The sequence below is a fragment of the Deferrisoma palaeochoriense genome, from assembly GCF_054656955.1.
Map to the genome: position 1 here is coordinate 58390 of NZ_BAAHXI010000008.1, position 17478 is coordinate 75867.

Genomic DNA, 17478 nt, shown 5'->3' on the forward strand with positions numbered 1-17478 from the left:
AAGTTCGCTGGGCGGCCAGGCGGCCCGACTGCGGTAAATCGTGAAATCGTGAATCGGAAATCGTTCGGTCGCTCGACGCGCCCCGGGAGCCCTCCGGCGTTCCGCACCTCCCGAGCGCGCCCTCCACACCCGGGCCTGCGGCCCGGATCGCGGCGTGGACGCCGCTCCCACACGGGCCCCACACGGCTTTCCAGCTTTCCAGCCTTCCAGCCGACTCACGCAAACTTGTCGTAGTAGATCCGGTCCTCGGGCACGCCCTTTTGGGTGAGCACCTTGATGCAGGCGTCGATCATGCCCGGGCTCCCGCACAGGTAGGCCTCCATGCCCTCCATGGACTCGTAGTGGCGGGCCACCACGTCGGTGATGAGCCCGGTCTCCCCGGTCCAGGCGTCCTCGGGTGCGGGCCTCGACAGCGCCGGCACGAACGAGAACCCCTCGAGCCGGTCGCAATAGGCCTCGAGCCGCTCCACGTCGTAGAGGTCCCGGCGCGACACGGCCCCGAAGAACAGGGTCACCTTCTTCCGGATGCCCCGGGCGACCATGTCGGCCAGGATGCTCTCGAACGGCGCGAGCCCGGAGCCCCCGGCGATGAACACCGCCTCGGCCGGGGTTTCCCGCAGGTAGAACTCGCCGTAGGGGCCGTTCAGCTTGAGCCGGTCGCCCACGAGCAGGAGTTCGTGGATGAAGGTGGTGCAGATGCCCCGGGGCACCTTGCGGATGATGAGCTCGATCGCCCCGGTCTCCTGGGGCGGCGAGCTGATGGAGTAGGCCCGGTACACCGGCTCGCCCAGGCCGTCGTAGATGGGGGTCTCGATCTGCACGTACTGCCCGGCCCGGAACCGGAACTCCACCCCGGGATCGAAGGCGAGCCGGATCCGCCGGATGTCGTAGGTGAGCTCCTCGATGGCCTCGACCCGGGCCTCGTACTCCTCCACCTCGAGGAGTTGGGCCGGGATCTCGATGGCCATGTCCTCCCGGACCTTCACCTGGCACGAAAGCCGGACCCGGTTCTCGATCTCCTCGGGGGTGAGGTGGGGCGTCTCGGTGGGGAGAACGGGGCCTCCCCCTTCGAGGATCCGCACCTTGCACAGGCCGCAGCTCCCCCGGCCGCCGCAGGCCGAGGGGATGAAGATCTTGCGCTCCCGCAGAACCGAAAGAAGCGGCTCCCCGCCGGGGACCTCCAGGGGATCGGCGTCGTTGACCCGAAGGCGCACCGGCCCCGAGCGCACGAGCTTCCGCTCGGCCAGCACCAGGATGAGGGCCAGGAACGCCCCCAGCCCGGCGAGCACGCCGACGGCGGTGGCGACCGGCCCCATCACATCGGCACCATGCCCGAGAACCCGATGAACGCGAGCGCCATGATCCCCGCGAGGATCACGGTGATGCCCGGGCCTTCGAGGGCCGCCGGCACCCGGGAGCGCTTCATCTTCTGCCGGAGCCCGGCCATGGCGAGGATCGCCAGCGCCCACCCCACCCCGCTCCCGGCGCCGTAGGCCAGGCTCTGCACGAAGGAGTACTGCCGGATCACCATGAAGAGGCTCACCCCCAGGATGGCGCAGTTCACCGTGATGAGGGGTAAGAAGATGCCCAGGGCGTAGTACAGCACGGGGCTTGCGCGCTCGATCACCATCTCCACGAGCTGGACCGTGGCCGCGATGACCACGATGAAGGCGATGTAGCGCAGGTACCCGAGGCCCAGGGGCTCCAGGAGGTAGGCGTACACGAGGTAGTTGAGCCCCGAGGTCAGGGTCATCACGAACACCACCGCCGCGCCCAGCCCCGCGGCGGTTCGCACCTCGCGGCTCACCGCGATGAACGAGCACATCCCCAGGAAGTTCGCGAGCAGGATGTTGTTGATGAAGATCGAGGCGATGAAAATCGTCAAAGCGCCCTGTTGGCCCATGGTGTCCTCTCGGCTTGGCGGCGGGGCGGCAAGGCGGCTGGGCGGCTGGGCGGCTGGGCGGCTGGGCGGCCGGGCGGCTGGGCAGCGGGACGTTGCGGCCCTTCCGGCCCCGCTGTCTCTCACCGTCCCAACGTCCGCGCGTCCTAACGTCCCAACGTCCTCACGCCTCCCGCGGCCTTTGCACGGTGCGGAAGAACCAGATGGCCAGGCCCAGCATGAAAAACGCGCCGGGCGGCATGACCATGATCGTCCAGCGGGTCATGTCGGCCGGGAGCACCGGGTGGCCGAACACCGTGCCGAACCCCAGGAGTTCCCGGACAAACGCGATCAACAGGAGCACCCCGGTGTAGCCCAGGCCGCACCCCAGCCCGTCGAGGAACGCGAGCCCGGGCGGGTTCTTGGCCGCGAACCCCTCGCACCGGCCCATGATGATGCAGTTTGTGATGATGAGCCCCACGTAGGGGCCCAGGGCCTCGGAGATGTCGGGCAGGTACGCCTTGATCGCCAGATCCACCAGGATCACGTAGGAGGCGATGATCAGCACCTGGGCCATCATCCGCACCCGCTTGGGGGTGGCGTTCCGGAGAAGGCTCACCGTGAAGCTCGACATGGCCGTGGCGAAGATGAGGCCGAGGCCCATCACCAGCGTGTTCACCAGGAGGTTCGTGACCGCCAGGGTGGAGCAGATCCCCAGGATCTGGCGATACACGGGGTTGTCGTCCCAGAGCCCGCGGCGCAGGGTGGAGACGGCCCGGCTCCGGCGCATCCACAGGATCGGCTTCATCCCCGTCCTCCCCGGAACACGGCCCGCTCGGGCAGGCGGGCGAGAAACGCGTTCAGGAACCGGGCGAGCCGGGTGCTCGTCTGGGTGGCCCCGGTGATCGCCTCCACCTCCCGCTCGCCGGTGGGCGGCCGGAACACGAACTCGAGCACCCGGCCGTCGCGCACCTCCAGGGGTTTTCCCCGGAACTGGTCTCGGAACCATCCTTCCGAGATCCGCCCCCCCAGCCCCGGGGTCTCCTGGTGCCGGACGAACGAGATCCCGAGGATCCGCTCGCCGGCGGGATCCACGGCCACCACCCCCGAGATCGGCCCCCAAAACCCGGGGCCCTCGAAGGGGAACGCGTAGCCCGCGGCGCCCCCGGGCCCCCGGAGCACCCAGTAGGGTCCCTCCTCGTCCCGGGCCTCCCGGATGCGCTCGTTCCACAGGGCCTCCAGGGCCCGGGCGTCGGCCGGGGCCTCGACCCCGAAGGCCGAGAACACGTGGGCCCGGAGCCGGGCCCGCTCCCCGGCCTCGACCCGGGGCCGGGTCACCACGGCCACCGTGCTCACCGCCGCCCCGAACACGGCCGCCAGCACCGCCATGAACGCCACCGGGTACCAGGGCCGGCCGGTCACGGGGCGGCCTCCCCGGCCCGCCGGGCCTTCCAGGCCGCGAGGCCCTCCTCGAGGATCGGGCCGAAGGTGTTCCCCAGGAGGATCGCGAACATGGCGCCCTCGGGGAAGTTCCCGAACTCCCGGATCAGCACCGTGGCGACCCCGATCACGCACCCGTAGAGCACCCTCCCCGCCCGGGTGCGGTTGGCGCTCACCGGGTCGGTGGCCATGAAGAGGGCCCCGTACAAAAACCCACCGGCCAGGAGGGCCCGCAGGGGGTCGGGGCCGGCGAACCCGGCCAGGCGAAGCGCCCCCACCAGGAGGGCGAAGCTCCCCAGGCAGCTCGCCACGATCTCCCACGAGGCCACCCGCTTCCACAGGATGTAGGCGCCCCCCAGGAGAAGCGCGGGCTTGCAGGTCTCCCCGAGGCTCCCGGGGAGGCTCCCCCACAGGAGCGCCCAGGGCGAAATGGGGGCCCCGTGGGCGAGCACGGGAAGGAGCGTGGCCGAGGTGGCGGCGTCGGCGCCCGGGGCCCAGGCCCCCAGTCCCCCGAGCCCGTCCCAGAACGGCTCGGTCCATGCGCCGGTAAGCGCCACGGGGAACGACACGTACAGAAACGCCCGGCCCACCAAGGCCGGGTTGTAGACGTTGCGGCCCATGCCGCCGAAGAGCTCCTTGCCGAAGCCCACGGCCACCACGGCGCCGACGGCGCACATCCAAAACGGGATCGAGGGGGGGAGCGACAGGGCCAGGAGGGTGCCGGTCACGAACACCGCCAGCGTCACCGGCTCGCCCCGGCGGCGGGTGAAGGCGTACTCGGTGGCGAAGGCGAAGGCGTTCGTCACGGCCACCACGGCCGCGGCCCGCCAGCCGTAGAAGTACACGGCCGCCACGAACGCCGGCACCAGGGCCGTCAGAACGGCGGCCATGTTGGGCTGCCAGCGGATCAGCCGGGGCGGGGTCTGGGGTTTCGCTTGGGGCATCGACGACGACCGCTCCTTCCTTGGCGTCGGGCTCAAGGCACGCAAAGCTATCCCGGGGCACCGGGGGCGTCAAGGCGCGCCCGCTCCCCCGGCCGCGCCGGCCAGCGGGGGAAACTCCCTCGCCTTCGTTTGACAATCGGCAATCCGGATGGTATATGGACCGCTCCCCGGCCCCCGGGCCGGGAGACTACCAACACGGGAGGAGGTGAATCGCCCTTGGCCAGGGAACGAACGGAACGGGGTCCTGGGAACGAGTTCGAGCGCGAGCTGCGCAAGCTCAAGAAGGACTTCCAGAAGAACGTGCTTCCGGCGGTGAAGCGCCACTCGTTCTACGTGAGCAAGAGCGAGATGCGGCGCATCAAGGAACGCAAGGCCGCCCGCCGCCGGCGACGGCAGCTGCGGAAACTGCAGCGCCTCGGCCGGATCTAGCCCCCACCTCCTCCCACCCCTTCCCGCCCGACGGGAAGGGGTGGCGCTTTCTTGCATCCTGCCCGACCTTTCCGCTACTGTGGGCGCCTTCGCCAAACGCTGACCGAAGGTGTCGCCCTCCATGCCGAAAACCGCCGTGGGACTCCAGATCCGCGCCGACCGCGCCGTGGCCGCCCGGGTGAAGGGCGGCTGGAAGGGGGCCGTGGTGGAGCGGATCTGGGACGCCCCCCTCGACCCCGAGCACCCCGCCGCCGGGATCGCCGCCCTCGGACTCCCGGCCGACCCCGTGGTGACGGGACTCCCGGCCGACCGGGTGTTCCCGCGACGGGTCCAACTCGCGTTCACCGACCGGAACCGGATCGCCCAGGCCGCCCCGCTGGAGGCGGAGGAGACCCTGCCCCTCCCCCTGGAGGACCTGGTCTGGGACACGGCGGTGCTGGGCCGCACCGGCTCCGGGTCCCGGTGCCTCGTGGTGGCCGCGCCGGCCGATGCCGTGGCCGACCGAGTGGAGCTTGGGGCCCAGGCGGGCCTACGGCTCGAGGCCGTGGAGCCCGAACCCCTGGCCCTGGCCGGCCTCGCGCGGGCCGCGGGCCTCGCGCCGGCCTGGGTCTGCCACCTGGAGCCCGACCGGGTGCAGCTCGTCGCGGTGGGGCCGGGCGATGACCTCGGGTTTTCGTGCCTTCCCGGCGGCGGCGCCGACGCCGACGTCCTCGACCAGGTCGCCCTCGGCCTGGAGGGGGCCGGGCCCGGCGGAGACGCCCCCCTCTATCTTTCCGGCCCCCTCGCCCGGGACGTGGATTGGGAAGCCTGGTCGGAACGGTTGGGCCGGCGGGTCGAGGGGCTTCCCCTGCCCTCCGGGGTCCAGGTGGACGACGCCGAGGCCCGCTCCTCGTGGCCCGCCTGGGCCGTGGCCCTGGGCCACGGGCTCCGGGAGGTCTGGCGCCCGGCGCGCATCGGGGCGAACCTGCTCCAGGGGCCGTTCGCGCCGGCGGACCGGGGAACGGCATGGAGGGGACCCGCGATCCAGGCCGCCGTGTACGCCGGGATCCTGCTGGTCCTGTGGGGCGGGACGGTCGGGATGGAGATCTCCCACCGCAAGGCCCAGTACGAGGCGCTTCGCTCGGCGGTGCGGGAGCGGTTCCACGAGGTGCTCCCCGACGTCACCAACGTGGTGAGCGAGGTGGACCAGATGGCGGCCCGGGTGGAGGAACTCGAGAACCGGGCGCGGAGCCTCGGGAGCCTCGTGGACCGGGAGATCTCGCCCCTCCGGCTGCTCCGCGACATCTCGGCCCGGATCCCCAAGGAGATCGAGGTGGAGTTGCGGGATTTCGTGGTGGAGGAGAACCGGGTCCGGCTCGAGGGGGTCACGGTGAGCTTCGACGCGATCGACAAGATCAAGGCCGACCTCGCCGAGCACCCCCGGTTCGTCGAGGTGGCGGTGAGCGACGCCAAGACCCTGGGCGGCAAGGACAAGGTGCTCTTCAAGCTCACCCTGAGCCTGGGGAAGAAGGGGTAGGCCGTGCGGCTTTCCGACCGGGAGAAGGCGATCGTCGGGCTCGGCGCCGCCGCCGTGGTGGCGGTGGGGTTCTGGCTCGGGGTGTGGGAGCCGGTGCAGGCCCAGATCGACCTCTGGGAGCGGCGGGTCGAGGCCAAACGGGCCGAGCTCCGGAAGGTGGAGGAACTGGGCCAGCGCTACGCCGACCTCCAGGCCCGGATCCAGAGCATCGAGCGCAACCTCAAGCGCAGCCGGGACTTTTCCATCCTCTCATACCTCGAAAACCTGGCCAAGCGCCAGAACCTCCACGACCGGATCGTGCAGATGAAGCCCAGGCCCGGCGAGGTGACGAAGTACTACCGGGAAAACGCGGTGGAGATCCGGATGGAGAAGGTCCGGCTCGGAGAGATCGTAAACTACCTGTTCCAGGTGGAGAACTCGCCCGAGCTCCTGCGGATCAAGCAACTCCAGATGCGGCCCCGGTTCGACGACCCGAACCGGCTGGACGTGAAGTTCCAGGTGGCGGCCTACGAACCCCTGGAGGCGCAGTGATGTCGGGCCGGAAGCTCGCCCTCGGGGCCGGCTACGCCCTTTTGTTCCTCGCCGCCTTCGTGTTTTTCCTGTGGCGCTCGCTCCCCTACCGGGACATCGCCTCGGCCCTCGCGGGCCGGCTCGAGCGCCACGGGATCGGGGTGGAACTGAGCGGCGTGGGGCCCGGGGGGGCGCTCGGCGTGCGAGCGGATCGCGCGCGGATCACGCCGCCCCGGGCGGCGGTGACCCTGTCGTTCGCCGAGGCCCAGGCCTGGCCCGACTGGGCCCGGGTGATCCGGGGCGATCCGGCGGTCCGGTTTCACGCCCGGTTCGCCGGGGGCACGGTGGAGGGGACGTTCGGCGCCGCCTCCCCCGCCTTCCTGGAGCTCGCCTGGGACGGGGTGGCCCTCGACCGGATCCCCAAGCCCCCGCCCTGGCACGAACTTCCCCTCGGGGGCACGAGCCGCGGGCGCCTCGAGGTGGACGATCTTCGGGCCCGGCTGGTGGAGGCCACCGTGTCGGCCCGGGCGGACTTTTCGGCCGTGCGCCTGGGCCCCGGCAAGGTGCGGGGCGTACCCGTCCCCGAGGTGGCCCTGGGGGACGGCAAGGTGGACCTCCGGATCGCCGAAGGAAAGGCCGACGTCCGGGAAGCCCGGTTCCAGGGGGGGGAGGTGGAGGTGCTCCTGAACGGGGCCAGCGTGCTCCTGCGGCGGCCCCTGGGCCGGAGCCTCGTAAACGGCATGCTCACGCTGGCGCCGAACGAAAAGGCCCGGGAGGACCTTGCGCTCCTGTTCGCCCTGTTCCCGGGCGCCCCCGGCTCCGACGGCCGGTACACGGCGCGGATCCGCGGAAGCCTCCAAGCGCCCCGGCTCCTGCGGCGGTAGAGCCGCCCGGACACCAACCCCCCGTCCGGGGCCCGGAAAATCCGAACGCCGGGATTCCAAGATCGTCGTCACCGTTTGACAGCGGCCGAAGGGTCTGCCCGAGGCGGCGGCGCCGGGACCGAAGCCAGGTTCCGCCGCCCAGCCGCCCGGCTGCCCAGCCGCCCAGCCGAAGAGAGGTTTTGCCCCCATGGACCGACTGGACTTCCAGAAATCCGGCGGGCTCGTGCCCGCCGTGGTGCAGGATGCCGAGACCGGCGAGGTGCTGATGCTCGCCTACATGAACGAGGAGGCGTTCCGCCGGACCCTCGAGACCGGGAAGGCGTGGTTCTACAGCCGCTCCCGGGACAAGTACTGGATGAAGGGCGAAAGCTCGGGCCACGTGCAGGAGGTCCGGGAGGTCCGGGTGGACTGCGACGCCGACGCGGTGCTCCTCAAGGTGCGTCAGGTGGGCGGAGCGGCCTGTCACACCGGTCACCGGAGCTGCTTTTACCGCCGGGTCCAGGACGGCGCCTTCGTGGAGGAGGGCGAGCGAGTGTTCGACCCCGAGGAGGTGTACGGGAAATGAGCCTGCTCAAGCTGGGGATTCCCAAGGGGAGCCTCGAGGACGCCACGATCGATCTCTTCGGCCGGGCCGGCTGGAAAATCCGAAAGAGCTCCCGGAACTACTTCCCCACGGTGGACGACCCCGAGCTTCGGCTCTCGCTCGTGCGGGCCCAGGAGATGAGCCGGTACGTGGCCGACGGGGTCCTCGACGCCGGGCTGACCGGCAGGGACTGGATCCTGGAGAACGGTTCCGACGTCGTGACGGTGTGCGACCTCGTGTACTCGAAGGCGTCCACGAACCCGGCCCGCTGGGTCCTGGTGGTGCCCAACGACAGCCCGGTCCAGCGGCCCGAGGACCTGCAGGGCAAGGTGGTGGCCACCGAACTCGTCAACTTCACCCGCCGGTACTTCGCGGAACGGGGCGTGGAGGTCACCGTGGAGTTCTCCTGGGGGGCCACCGAGGCCAAGGTGGTCGAGGGGCTCTGCGACGCCATCGTGGAGGTCACGGAGACCGGGTCCACCATCCGGGCCCACGGGCTGCGCATCGTGGAGACCCTGCTCGTCACCAACACCCAGCTCATCGCGAACCGCGACGCCTGGGCCGATCCGGACCGCCGCCGAAAGATCGAGCAGGTGGCCCAACTCCTTCAGGCGGCCCTCCGGGCCGAGGGCATGGTGGGGCTCAAGATGAACGTGCCGGGCGATCGGGTGGAGGACGTGATCGAGATCCTGCCGAGCCTCCAGGCGCCCACCGTGGCCCACCTGTTCCGCACCGACTGGCTCAGCGTGGAGGCCGTGGTGGAGGAGCGGGTGGTGCGCGACCTCATCCCGAAGCTCCTCGCGGCGGGGGCCACCGGCATCATCGAGTACCCGCTGAACAAAATTTTATGACTTTTTGGGTAGACATTAGAGGGGGAGGGCGGTAAAGTTTTCGGCCAGGGTTCCGATACGGGACCGAGACCCCTTTCCCCCCCTTTTTCGGAGCGATGGCATCATGGAGGACCAGGACCGGCGCGACGAGGCTCCCCTGAAGGCGGGAGAACTCTACACGATCAAAGAGGTTTCCGAACTCACGGACGTCCCCGTCCACACGATCCGGCTCTGGGACCGGAAACTCCCCGGGTTCCTCGCGCCCCACCGCACCCCCGGCGGCCAGCGCCGGTTCACCCGGGAGTGCATCGAACGGGTCCGGAAGCTCGACTATTTCGTGAACGAGAAAGGGCTCACGCCGGTGGGCGCCCGGCGCCGGATCGAGGAGGGCGCCGCCGAGGGCGGCACCGGACCCCGGGAACTTCGGGAGGCGATCCTCGCAGACCGCCGGGTGCGCCAGGCGATCGACGAGATCGTGGAACTGATCCGCAAAAAGATCCTGGAGGGCGCCTGACCCTGCGTCACGGCACCCCGGGCCCCAAGTAGCCGGTGACCGTGGCCCGGAACGGCGCCCCGAGGCTGCCGGCCGGTGCCTCCACCTCCACCACGAACGCCCCCCGCAGGGGCACCGGCGGACTCAACGGGGCCGTGGGTCCCACCCTGGAGTCCAGGAGCCCAAGGGGCACGGCCCCGGCCGCCCCCACCACATCGCCAGCCACGGCGCCGGCCTCCGCCAGGAGCCGCAACCGCAGGAACGCGTCGGTCCGGGCGTCGAGAACGAGGCCCGTGGCGTGGAACACCTGGCCCTCCGGCGGGGTGAAGGTCCGGCGCACCGCGGCCTGGCCCGCCCGGAACACCCCCTCGAACGAAAACGCGGCGAACCGGGGTTCCGGCCGGCGCTCCGGCACCGGCGGGGGGTTCGTGACCACCACCCGCACCGGCACCCGGTCGTCCACGGTCACGGTGCCCTGGACCTCCAGCGGCCCTTCGGCCGCCGGTGGCGGGTTCGTGACCTCCACCGGAAGGGGAGCACCGGTGCGGATCTCCACCGTGCCCTGCACGGGCACGGGCCCCTCCAACGTCCCGCCCACCACCCGCACGTCCTGGACCGGGGGCAGGTTCGTGACCTCCACGGCCCCCTCCACCGGCGCCGTCAGGTGCACGGGCTGGGACTCGGGCTCGGCGGGCCGGTCGATGCGGTACTCCTGACCGGCGGCCGCGACCGCAACGAGCAGGCCCGCGACAAAGACCACCGTCGCACCGCGGGCCGGGCCGAAACTCACCATGGCTCACTCCCTCCAGAACGGCTCTTGACCGGGTCCGAGGGGGTTGCTAGCTTGGGCCTCTCCGTGTGGAATTCCAGTTGCGAGGGAGGCCGTCCATGCAACCCCGACGAAACTATCCCACCCGGTACCTGGGCGATGCAAACCCCAACCGCAAGCGCCACGTGCACGACCTGGCGAACGAGAAGCCCAGTTGCGCCATCCACGCCATCGAGTGGGCCCACAACGCGGTGACCTTCCGCACCAAGGAAGAGGCCTTTGCCGCCGGGTACGCGCCCTGCATTTTCTGCATGCCCTACGAACCCGGCGCGGACTGATCCGCCCGGAGCGAGGTGTCCCATCGAGCGCACGATCCTGAAGGGCCACTTCCTGGTGGCCATGCCCCAACTCACCGATCCCAACTTCGAGCGAACGGTGGTGCTCCTGTGCGAGCACACGGAGGAGGGAGCCCTGGGCCTCGTGGTGAACCGGCCGACCCCCTTCGAGCTCGGCCAGATCTACGAGGGCCAGGGCATCGAGGGCGAGGGGGGGGCCGAGGAGCCGATCCATTACGGCGGCCCGGTGCAGCCCGAGATGGGCTTCGTGCTCTACGAGGGCCCCGCCTACGAGGGCTCCGTGGAGGTGCTGCGCGGGCTCTATCTGGGCACGTCCCTGGAGATCCTGCGGGACATCGCCCGGGAGGAAGGGCCGGAGCGGTTTCTCTTCTTCCTGGGATACGCGGGCTGGGCGCCCGACCAACTGGAGGGGGAGATCGCCCGGAACGACTGGCTCGTGGTGCCGGCGTCGGCCGAACTCCTCTTTTCGGTGCCGGCCGACGAGCGGTGGGAGCGGGCGATCCGCCTCCTGGGCATCGACCCCCACCTGCTCTCCCAGGGGTTCGGCACGGCGTGAGGCGCCCCCGGGGCTAATCCGTCAGGAACAGGGTCAGGGTCTGGCCCGGGTAGATGGTGGTGCGGGGGGTGATGCCGTTCCACTCGCAGATCTGCCCCACCGTGAGCCCGTAGCGCCGGGCGATGGCGGTCAGGGTGTCGCCCCGCCTGACCCGGTGGTAGATCGTCCGGGGTTCCGGATTGTCCCTCTCCCAGGCCGCCAACCGGGTCTCGAAACCCTCGGCAGCCCCTCCGGGCAGCGCCACCCGGTAGGTGCCCTTGCGCAGTTCCGCGCCCACGATCCAGGGGTTCAACTCCACCAACCGCCGGTACCCCAAGCCGGCGGCGTGGGCCACGGCCGCCACGGGGAGCCGCCGCCGCTCCACCCGAAGGGTCACCTCCCGCGTCTCCAGCGGTTCCCAGGTTCTTGCCCCCTCGAGGTCGATGCCGTACCGCTCCGGGTGCTCCAGGATCAACTTCGCGGCCATGGCGCGGAAAACGTACCGCTCCGTCTCCCGGGGGAGCCTGAGATCATAGAACGACTCCTCGCCCTGGGCCTCCATGGCCGAGGCCACACGCTTCCGACCGGCGTTGTACGCCGCCAGGGCGAGGGGCCAGGACCCGAAGGCGTCGTGGAGATCCTTGAGGTGGGCCACGGCCGCCGCCGTGGCCTTCTCCCAGTGGCGCCGGTCGTCGCAGCCGTTCTCGCACGCGAGGCCGTAGAGTTCCCCGGTGGACCGGAGGAACTGCCAGGGGCCCACGGCCCCGGCCCGGCTCACGGCCCCGGGTCGCAGGTTGCTTTCGATGACGGGCACGTACTGGAGGTCGACCGGAAGCCCGGCCTCGGCGAGGGCCTGCCGGGCGATGGGGAGATACCGCGGGGCCCGCTTGAACCACAGGGCCGCGCTCACCGGGTCGCCCAGGGCCACCACGAGCTCGAGATCGAGCCGTTCGAGAACATCCGGCCGCTCCAGGGGCACCGGTTCCCCGCAGAACTCGAGCCGGTCCGGGATCCAGAGCCGCAGGAGATCGTTGACCGTGGTCGCGGCGGCGGGCGACACCGCAAGGAACAACGCGGGGAGGACCCAGCAGAGAAACCGCATGATCCGACTCCAAGGGGGGAAGTTCCCCGCGGGAACGCGAGGGCCCGGCGTCCGCGGGGCTTTTCCCTCCGTTTCGGCACGCGGCCCGGAACCTTTACCCCGGAGGCCCGGGGAACCCGCCGGCCTTTCCCCCGTTGGTGGCCCACGCATCCGCAAGGCTCCGGTTGGGGCACCGGGAACGAGGGGGTTTCATCGCCCAGACGCCCTCAGTGCGTTCGCTCCTCGGGCTTCTGGGCCACGAACAGCTTGTGGATCCCCAGGTTGACCCGCCGGGCCTCCACCACCCGCAGCCCCGCCTTCTCGAGCACCTCGGGCACGTCGAGATCGGTGCAGAACCCCACCCGCTCCATCAGGGGGGAAAGCCGGCACTTGATGGCGCCCCAGGCGCCGTCTTCCCGGGTGTTGCTGACCACCACCACCCGGCCACCTGGTTTGCAGACCCTCCGCATCTCGGCGCACAGGGCCAGGGGGTCGCCCACCGTGGTGATGACGTAGGGCGCCACGACCGCGTCGAAGGCGTCGTCGGGCAGGTCGAGCCGGGTGGCGTCCATGCAGCGCAGGTGGATCCGGGACCCGTTCCCCTCCACCAGCGCCCGCCACCGGGCCTTCCGGACCATCCGGGGGCAGATGTCGATCCCGAGGATCTCGCATCCCGAAGGGTAGTGCCGGAGCCCGAGGCCCGTTCCGACCCCCACCTCGAGCACCCGGTCGCCGGGGCGCACCCGGCGGGCCGCCTCGCGGCGCCCCTCCTCCATGGTCTTACCGAACACCCAGTCGTACACCGGGGCGACCCGGTCGTAGAACCACCTCGAGTAATCCTGGTCCATGGATCGGCCTCCCGGGAAGCGGCTCAAAGGGGGGAACGGCGCGGCATTCTAACCGCTCGTTCGGCCGAGGTCCAATCGGCCGGCGGCCTTGCCGGCGAACCGCCGGGCGGCCATAATCCCGGGTCCCATGACCCGAACCGCATCCTCGCTTCGCATCGTCGGCGCCCGCCAGAACAACCTCCGGAACCTCACCGTCGCCATCCCCCACGACCGGTTCGTGGTGGTGACCGGCGTGTCGGGCTCGGGCAAGTCGAGCCTCGCCTTCGACACCGTGTTCGCCGAGGGGCAGTGGCGGTTCCTCGAGTCCCTGCCGGCCTACGCCCGGCTGCTTTCGGAAAAGAGCGTGCGGCCCGCCGTGGACGCCATGGAGAACGTGAGGCCGGCGGTGGCCCTGGAGCAGCGCAACACGGTGCGCACGGCCCGTTCGACCCTGGGCACGGCCACCGAGCTCTACGACCTCTTCCGGGTGCTCTACGCCGTGGCCGGCGAGGTGCGCTGCCCCGGGTGCGGGGAGCCCGGCCGGGCCTGGACGCCCGAGGCGGCGGCCGTGCACCTGGAGGAGACCCACCCGGGCGCCCGGGTGACGGTGGAGGTCCCGCTGGGGCGCCTGGAATGGCTCCCGCCCCGGGACTGGCGCTCCCGCCTCCTGGCCCGGGGGTTCGCCCGGGTCCGGCTGGGGGACGGCGTGGTCGATCTCGAGGAGCCCGGGCTCCCCGAGACCCCGCCCGCCGAGGCCGCCCTGGTCGTCGACCGGCTCCGGGTGGACCCGGACCGCAAGGGCCGGCTCGTGGGGGCCATCGAGCAGGCCTACCACCTGGGCGCGGGCGCGGCCCGGATCCGGCTCGCCACCGGGGAGGAACTGCGGTTCGGGGCGGCCCGCCGCTGCCACCGCTGCGACCGGGAGCTCCCCGAGCCGCGGCCGGTCCTCTTCAGCTTCAACCACTCCCTGGGGGCCTGCCCCACCTGCACCGGCTTCGGCGCCGTGCTCGAGTGGGACGAGGCCAAGGTGATCCCCGATCCCGCAAAAACCCTGCGGGAAGGCGCCGTCGAGCCCTGGCAGACCCCGGCCAACCGGTGGTGGCAGGATCAGCTCCTGGCGCACGCCCCCCGGCTCGGGCTCGACCTCGACACCCCCTGGGCCGAGCTTCCGGCCGAGGCCCGCCGGCTCGTGTGGGACGGGGCCCCCGGGTTCGAGGGAATCCGGGAGTTTTTCGAGTACCTGGAGGGGAAGCGATACAAGATGCACGTGCGGGTGTTCCTGGCCCGGTACCGGAGCCCCCGCACCTGCCCCGCCTGCCAGGGGGCCCGGCTCAACGCCCAGGCCCTTTCGGTCACCGTGGACGGCCGCACCATCGCCGAGGCGAGCCGCATGGACCTGGCGAGCCTCGGCCGGTGGGTCCGGGGGCTCGGGCCCGCCGTGGGCCCCCGGGGCCAGGGGGTGCTGTGGCGGATCGAGGACCGGATCGGCACCCTGGTGCGCCTGGGGCTCCATTATCTCACCATGGACCGGCCCACCCGCACGCTGTCGGGGGGCGAGGCCCAGCGTGCCGCCCTGGCCCTGCAACTCCAAAACCACCTGGCGGGCACGCTCTACGTGCTGGACGAGCCCACCGTCGGGCTCCACCCCAGGGACGTGGACGTCCTGGCCGAGGTGCTCCGGGAACTCGCCGGCCGGGGCAACACCGTGCTCGCCGTGGAGCACGACCTGTCGCTCATCCGCCGGGCCGACTGGGCCATCGAGATGGGCCCCGGCGGCGGCCGCGAAGGCGGCCGGGTCGTGTTCCAGGGCACGCTGGTGGACCTGGCCCGCGCCCCCACCCCCACCGGCCGGGCCCTGGGCCGGACGGGCTCGGGCGAGGACTCCCCTCCCCTTCGGCCGCCCCGGGGGTTCCTGGTCCTGCGGGGGTGCCGGCTCCACAACCTGAAGGACCTGGAGGTCCGCTTTCCCCTGGGGGTGCTCGCCGTGGTGACCGGGGTGTCCGGGTCCGGGAAGTCCACCCTGGTCGCCGAAACCCTGTACCCGCTCCTTGAATCCCGGGGCGCCCGGGGCCCCGGGGAGCTGGAACTGCCTCGGGCGCCCAAGGTGCGCGGCGTGCGGCTCGTGGACCAGTCGCCCATGGGCCGCACGCCCCGGTCGGTGCCGCTCACCTATGTGGGCGCCTACAAGGCGGTGCGGGATCTCTTTGCGGCCCAGCCGGCCGCCCGGCGGCTCGGGCTCACCCCCGCCCACTTTTCCTTCAACGCCAAGGCCGGCCGGTGCGAGACCTGCGCGGGCACCGGCTACGAGCAACTCGAGATGTACCTCTTCGAGGACCTCTACGTGCCGTGCTCCGAGTGCGCCGGCCGGAGGTTCCGGCCCGAGGTGCTCACCGTGAGGTACCGGGGCCGGTCCATCCACGACGTGCTCCGGATGAGCGTGGACGAGGCCCTGGAGGTGTTCGACGAACCGGCCGGGCTGGTGCGGGCCCTCAGGACCCTGGAGCGGCTGGGCCTGGGCTACCTGGTGCTCGGCCAGCCCGCGCCGACGCTCTCGGGCGGGGAGGCCCAGCGGCTCAAGATCGCGGCCGAGCTCCTCGGCCGCAGGCCCAAGGACCTCGTGTATCTCCTGGACGAGCCCACCACCGGCCTCCACCCGGAGGACGTGGGGAGGCTCCTGGCGGTGCTGGGGGAGCTCGTGGAGGCCGGGAACACCGTGGTGGCCGTGGAGCACAACCTGGAGTTCATCGCCCGGGCCGACTGGGTGATCGACCTGGGACCCGAAGGCGGGGACGAGGGCGGCAGGATCGTGGACACCGGGCCGCCGGCCGAGGTGGCCCGGCGGGCGCTGGGCCCCACCGGCCGGCACCTGTCCCGGTGGCTCGGGGGGACGCCGTGAGCCGGCCCCGGGTGCACGTGGTCCTGGTGGAGCCCGAGATCCCTCCCAACACGGGCAACATCGCCCGGCTGTGCGCCGCCACCGGCTCGGCGCTCCACCTCGTCCATCCCCTGGGGTTCTCCACGGACGACCGGCACCTCAAGCGGGCCGGGCTCGACTACTGGCCCCACGTGGACGTGCACGAACACCCGGACCTCGCCGCCGCGCTCGCCGCGACCGGCCCGGGTCCGGTCTTCTACTTCTCGGCCCGGGCCGGCCGGCCCTACGACGAGGCGCCCTACGCCCCGGGCTGCCGGCTCGTGTTCGGCCCCGAGACCCGGGGGCTTCCGCCGGAGCTCCTCGAGGCCAACGCCGGCCGGGCCTTCCGGATCCCGATCTGGGGCCGGGTCCGGAGCCTCAACCTCTCCACGGCCGTCGGCATCGTGGTGTACGAGGCGTACCGGCGGCTCGGGGCGTGGTGAGCCGAGGCGCTCAGGGATCGGGGATCGCGTCGGGGAAAAACAGGGGCTCCCCGCCCTTCTGGAACCCCTTGATGATCCTCTGGCCCCGGGGGCCCGTGAGGTACCCGATGAGCAGCATGGCCCCCTCGTAGTTCACGTGGGGGTACCGGGCCGGGTTCACCGCGATCACGCCGTAGGGGTTGGCGAGCGCGGGGTCCCCCTCGAAGACCACGGCGAGATCGAGCTTGTCGCGAAACGCCAGGTACGTCCCCCGGTCCGAGAGGGTGTAGGCCCGAAGCTCCCGGGCCATCAGGAGCACCGGGCCCATCCCCTGCCCGGCCTCCTTGTACCAGGAGCCCTTGGGTTTCAGCCCGGCCGCGGCCCAAAGCCCGAGTTCCTTCTTGTGGGTGCCGGAGTCGTCGCCCCGGGAGACGAACGGGGCTTCGGCCGTCGCGATCCGGCGGAAGGCCTCGGCGGCCGAGCCCGCCCCCCGCACGCCGGCCGGGTCGGCGGGGGGGCCCAGCACCACGAAGTCGTTGTGCATCACGTCGCGCCGGTTCACGCCGTAGCCCTCGGCCACGAACCGGTCCTCGGCCGATCGGGCATGCACCAGCACCACGTCCACGTCGCCGTTGGCCCCGAGCCGCAGGGCCTTCCCCGTGCCCACCGCGATCACGTCCACCTTGCACCCCCAGGTTTCCTCGAACGGCGGCAGGAGCCGGGCCAGGAGCCCCGAGTTCTCGGTGCTCGTCGTGGTGGACATCCGGATCCGGCACTCGGCGCCGGCCGAGACCCCTTGCCCCGCCCCTAGGACCGCCGCCGCCAGGATCAGCCCCACCGCCGCACCCCGTCGGAACCGCAACATGGACACCTCCTTTCCCAATAGCCTCGGCTAGGCGGCTGGGCCGCTCGGCAGCTAGGCGGCGAAGAACCTTCGGGATTCCAGCGTCAGGGGCTGTCCCAACCTGTGGGAGCGGCTGCCAAGCCGCGACGCCCTGTCTTTCGGGCCTTACGGCCCGGGTCGCGCCTTGGAAGGCGCTCCCACCCCCGAACCCTGCCTCGGACG

Annotated in this window: 20 protein-coding genes; 11 read left to right on the forward strand and 9 right to left on the reverse strand. The window is 71.6% G+C overall.

Annotated elements, in window-relative coordinates:
• Positions 1–215 precede the first annotated feature (215 nt).
• The 5 genes from ACYQ8L_RS03945 to ACYQ8L_RS03965 form a co-directional block, all read right to left on the reverse strand.
• Positions 216–1316: an NADH:ubiquinone reductase (Na(+)-transporting) subunit F gene (locus tag ACYQ8L_RS03945; protein WP_459940471.1), complete on the reverse strand. Its 1101-nt coding sequence runs from the start codon at positions 1314–1316 to the stop codon at positions 216–218.
• Positions 1316–1903: an NADH:ubiquinone reductase (Na(+)-transporting) subunit E gene (locus ACYQ8L_RS03950; protein WP_459940472.1), complete on the reverse strand. Its 588-nt coding sequence runs from the start codon at positions 1901–1903 to the stop codon at positions 1316–1318. The genes ACYQ8L_RS03945 and ACYQ8L_RS03950 overlap by 1 nt, the downstream gene beginning before the upstream one ends.
• Before the next feature lie 160 nt (positions 1904–2063).
• The gene (locus tag ACYQ8L_RS03955; RefSeq protein WP_459940473.1) at positions 2064–2687 is read right to left on the reverse strand and encodes an NADH:ubiquinone reductase (Na(+)-transporting) subunit D; all 624 of its coding nucleotides are present in this window, start codon (positions 2685–2687) and stop codon (positions 2064–2066) included.
• Complete coding sequence (locus ACYQ8L_RS03960; protein ID WP_459940474.1) at positions 2684–3301, reverse strand: RnfABCDGE type electron transport complex subunit G; 618 nt, start codon at positions 3299–3301, stop codon at positions 2684–2686. The genes ACYQ8L_RS03955 and ACYQ8L_RS03960 overlap by 4 nt, the downstream gene beginning before the upstream one ends.
• A complete protein-coding gene (locus ACYQ8L_RS03965) occupies positions 3298–4263 on the reverse strand; it encodes an RnfABCDGE type electron transport complex subunit D (RefSeq protein WP_459940475.1) in 966 nt (321 codons plus the stop codon). Before ACYQ8L_RS03965 ends, ACYQ8L_RS03960 begins: the two co-directional genes overlap by 4 nt.
• A 216-nt stretch (positions 4264–4479) precedes the next feature.
• Between ACYQ8L_RS03965 and rpsU the strand changes: the two genes are divergently transcribed.
• The 7 genes from rpsU (at position 4480) to ACYQ8L_RS04000 (ending at position 9529) form a co-directional block, all read left to right on the forward strand.
• Positions 4480–4692, forward strand: coding sequence for a 30S ribosomal protein S21 (gene rpsU, locus ACYQ8L_RS03970; protein WP_459940476.1), 213 nt, complete (start codon positions 4480–4482; stop codon positions 4690–4692).
• 121 nt (positions 4693–4813) lie between these two features.
• On the forward strand, positions 4814–6208 hold the full coding sequence (gspL, locus tag ACYQ8L_RS03975) for a type II secretion system protein GspL (RefSeq protein ID WP_459940477.1): 1395 nt from the start codon (positions 4814–4816) through the stop codon (positions 6206–6208).
• Between the two features lie 3 nt (positions 6209–6211).
• Positions 6212–6739, forward strand: a complete 528-nt coding sequence (locus tag ACYQ8L_RS03980; protein ID WP_459940478.1) for a type II secretion system protein GspM — start codon at positions 6212–6214, stop codon at positions 6737–6739.
• Positions 6739–7602, forward strand: a complete 864-nt coding sequence (gene gspN / locus ACYQ8L_RS03985; protein WP_459940479.1) for a type II secretion system protein GspN — start codon at positions 6739–6741, stop codon at positions 7600–7602. Before ACYQ8L_RS03980 ends, gspN begins: the two co-directional genes overlap by 1 nt.
• Positions 7603–7789: 187 nt before the next feature.
• Positions 7790–8167, forward strand: a complete 378-nt coding sequence (hisI, locus tag ACYQ8L_RS03990) for a phosphoribosyl-AMP cyclohydrolase (RefSeq protein WP_459940480.1) — start codon at positions 7790–7792, stop codon at positions 8165–8167.
• On the forward strand, positions 8164–9036 hold the full coding sequence (gene hisG, locus ACYQ8L_RS03995) for an ATP phosphoribosyltransferase (RefSeq protein ID WP_459940481.1): 873 nt from the start codon (positions 8164–8166) through the stop codon (positions 9034–9036). Before hisI ends, hisG begins: the two co-directional genes overlap by 4 nt.
• A gap of 103 nt (positions 9037–9139) precedes the next feature.
• Complete coding sequence (locus tag ACYQ8L_RS04000; RefSeq protein WP_459940482.1) at positions 9140–9529, forward strand: MerR family transcriptional regulator; 390 nt, start codon at positions 9140–9142, stop codon at positions 9527–9529.
• 7 nt (positions 9530–9536) lie between these two features.
• Here the strand turns inward: ACYQ8L_RS04000 and ACYQ8L_RS04005 are convergent, their stop codons facing one another.
• Positions 9537–10301: a hypothetical protein gene (locus ACYQ8L_RS04005; RefSeq protein ID WP_459940483.1), complete on the reverse strand. Its 765-nt coding sequence runs from the start codon at positions 10299–10301 to the stop codon at positions 9537–9539.
• 95 nt (positions 10302–10396) lie between these two features.
• Between ACYQ8L_RS04005 and ACYQ8L_RS04010 the strand changes: the two genes are divergently transcribed.
• Together ACYQ8L_RS04010 and ACYQ8L_RS04015 are read left to right on the forward strand one after the other, a co-directional pair.
• A complete protein-coding gene (locus ACYQ8L_RS04010) occupies positions 10397–10615 on the forward strand; it encodes a hypothetical protein (protein ID WP_459940484.1) in 219 nt (72 codons plus the stop codon).
• 61 nt (positions 10616–10676) lie between these two features.
• Positions 10677–11189, forward strand: coding sequence for a YqgE/AlgH family protein (locus ACYQ8L_RS04015; RefSeq protein ID WP_459940485.1), 513 nt, complete (start codon positions 10677–10679; stop codon positions 11187–11189).
• Between the two features lie 13 nt (positions 11190–11202).
• Here ACYQ8L_RS04015 and ACYQ8L_RS04020 read toward each other — a convergent pair whose 3' ends face one another.
• Positions 11203–12270 carry a lytic transglycosylase domain-containing protein gene (locus ACYQ8L_RS04020; protein WP_459940486.1) on the reverse strand — a complete coding sequence of 356 codons (1068 nt, stop codon included), beginning with the start codon at positions 12268–12270 and terminating at the stop codon, positions 11203–11205.
• A 206-nt stretch (positions 12271–12476) separates the two neighbouring features.
• Positions 12477–13097, reverse strand: coding sequence for a class I SAM-dependent methyltransferase (locus tag ACYQ8L_RS04025; RefSeq protein ID WP_459940487.1), 621 nt, complete (start codon positions 13095–13097; stop codon positions 12477–12479).
• Between the two features lie 127 nt (positions 13098–13224).
• Between ACYQ8L_RS04025 and uvrA the strand changes: the two genes are divergently transcribed.
• Together uvrA and ACYQ8L_RS04035 are read left to right on the forward strand one after the other, a co-directional pair.
• The gene (gene uvrA, locus ACYQ8L_RS04030) at positions 13225–15972 is read left to right on the forward strand and encodes an excinuclease ABC subunit UvrA (RefSeq protein ID WP_459940488.1); all 2748 of its coding nucleotides are present in this window, start codon (positions 13225–13227) and stop codon (positions 15970–15972) included.
• Positions 15969–16433, forward strand: coding sequence for a tRNA (cytidine(34)-2'-O)-methyltransferase (locus ACYQ8L_RS04035; protein WP_459940489.1), 465 nt, complete (start codon positions 15969–15971; stop codon positions 16431–16433). The genes uvrA and ACYQ8L_RS04035 overlap by 4 nt, the downstream gene beginning before the upstream one ends.
• Positions 16434–16443: 10 nt before the next feature.
• Here ACYQ8L_RS04035 and ACYQ8L_RS04040 read toward each other — a convergent pair whose 3' ends face one another.
• Entirely contained in the window at positions 16444–17277 is an 834-nt protein-coding gene (locus ACYQ8L_RS04040) for an ABC transporter substrate-binding protein (protein WP_459940490.1), read from the reverse strand.
• Between the last annotated feature and the right edge of the window lie 201 nt (positions 17278–17478).

Coding starts and splice junctions, on each gene's coding strand:
- ACYQ8L_RS03945 (WP_459940471.1), bottom strand. CDS start 1,316: ATGGGGCCGGTCGCCACCGCCGTCGGCGTGCTCGCCGGGCTGGGGGCG.
- ACYQ8L_RS03950 (WP_459940472.1), bottom strand. CDS start 1,903: ATGGGCCAACAGGGCGCTTTGACGATTTTCATCGCCTCGATCTTCATC.
- ACYQ8L_RS03955 (WP_459940473.1), bottom strand. CDS start 2,687: ATGAAGCCGATCCTGTGGATGCGCCGGAGCCGGGCCGTCTCCACCCTG.
- ACYQ8L_RS03965 (WP_459940475.1), bottom strand. CDS start 4,263: ATGCCCCAAGCGAAACCCCAGACCCCGCCCCGGCTGATCCGCTGGCAG.
- gspL (WP_459940477.1), top strand. CDS start 4,814: ATGCCGAAAACCGCCGTGGGACTCCAGATCCGCGCCGACCGCGCCGTG.
- gspN (WP_459940479.1), top strand. CDS start 6,739: ATGTCGGGCCGGAAGCTCGCCCTCGGGGCCGGCTACGCCCTTTTGTTC.
- hisI (WP_459940480.1), top strand. CDS start 7,790: ATGGACCGACTGGACTTCCAGAAATCCGGCGGGCTCGTGCCCGCCGTG.
- hisG (WP_459940481.1), top strand. CDS start 8,164: ATGAGCCTGCTCAAGCTGGGGATTCCCAAGGGGAGCCTCGAGGACGCC.
- ACYQ8L_RS04000 (WP_459940482.1), top strand. CDS start 9,140: ATGGAGGACCAGGACCGGCGCGACGAGGCTCCCCTGAAGGCGGGAGAA.
- ACYQ8L_RS04005 (WP_459940483.1), bottom strand. CDS start 10,301: ATGGTGAGTTTCGGCCCGGCCCGCGGTGCGACGGTGGTCTTTGTCGCG.
- ACYQ8L_RS04010 (WP_459940484.1), top strand. CDS start 10,397: ATGCAACCCCGACGAAACTATCCCACCCGGTACCTGGGCGATGCAAAC.
- ACYQ8L_RS04015 (WP_459940485.1), top strand. CDS start 10,677: ATGCCCCAACTCACCGATCCCAACTTCGAGCGAACGGTGGTGCTCCTG.
- ACYQ8L_RS04020 (WP_459940486.1), bottom strand. CDS start 12,270: ATGCGGTTTCTCTGCTGGGTCCTCCCCGCGTTGTTCCTTGCGGTGTCG.
- ACYQ8L_RS04025 (WP_459940487.1), bottom strand. CDS start 13,097: ATGGACCAGGATTACTCGAGGTGGTTCTACGACCGGGTCGCCCCGGTG.
- uvrA (WP_459940488.1), top strand. CDS start 13,225: ATGACCCGAACCGCATCCTCGCTTCGCATCGTCGGCGCCCGCCAGAAC.
- ACYQ8L_RS04040 (WP_459940490.1), bottom strand. CDS start 17,277: ATGTTGCGGTTCCGACGGGGTGCGGCGGTGGGGCTGATCCTGGCGGCG.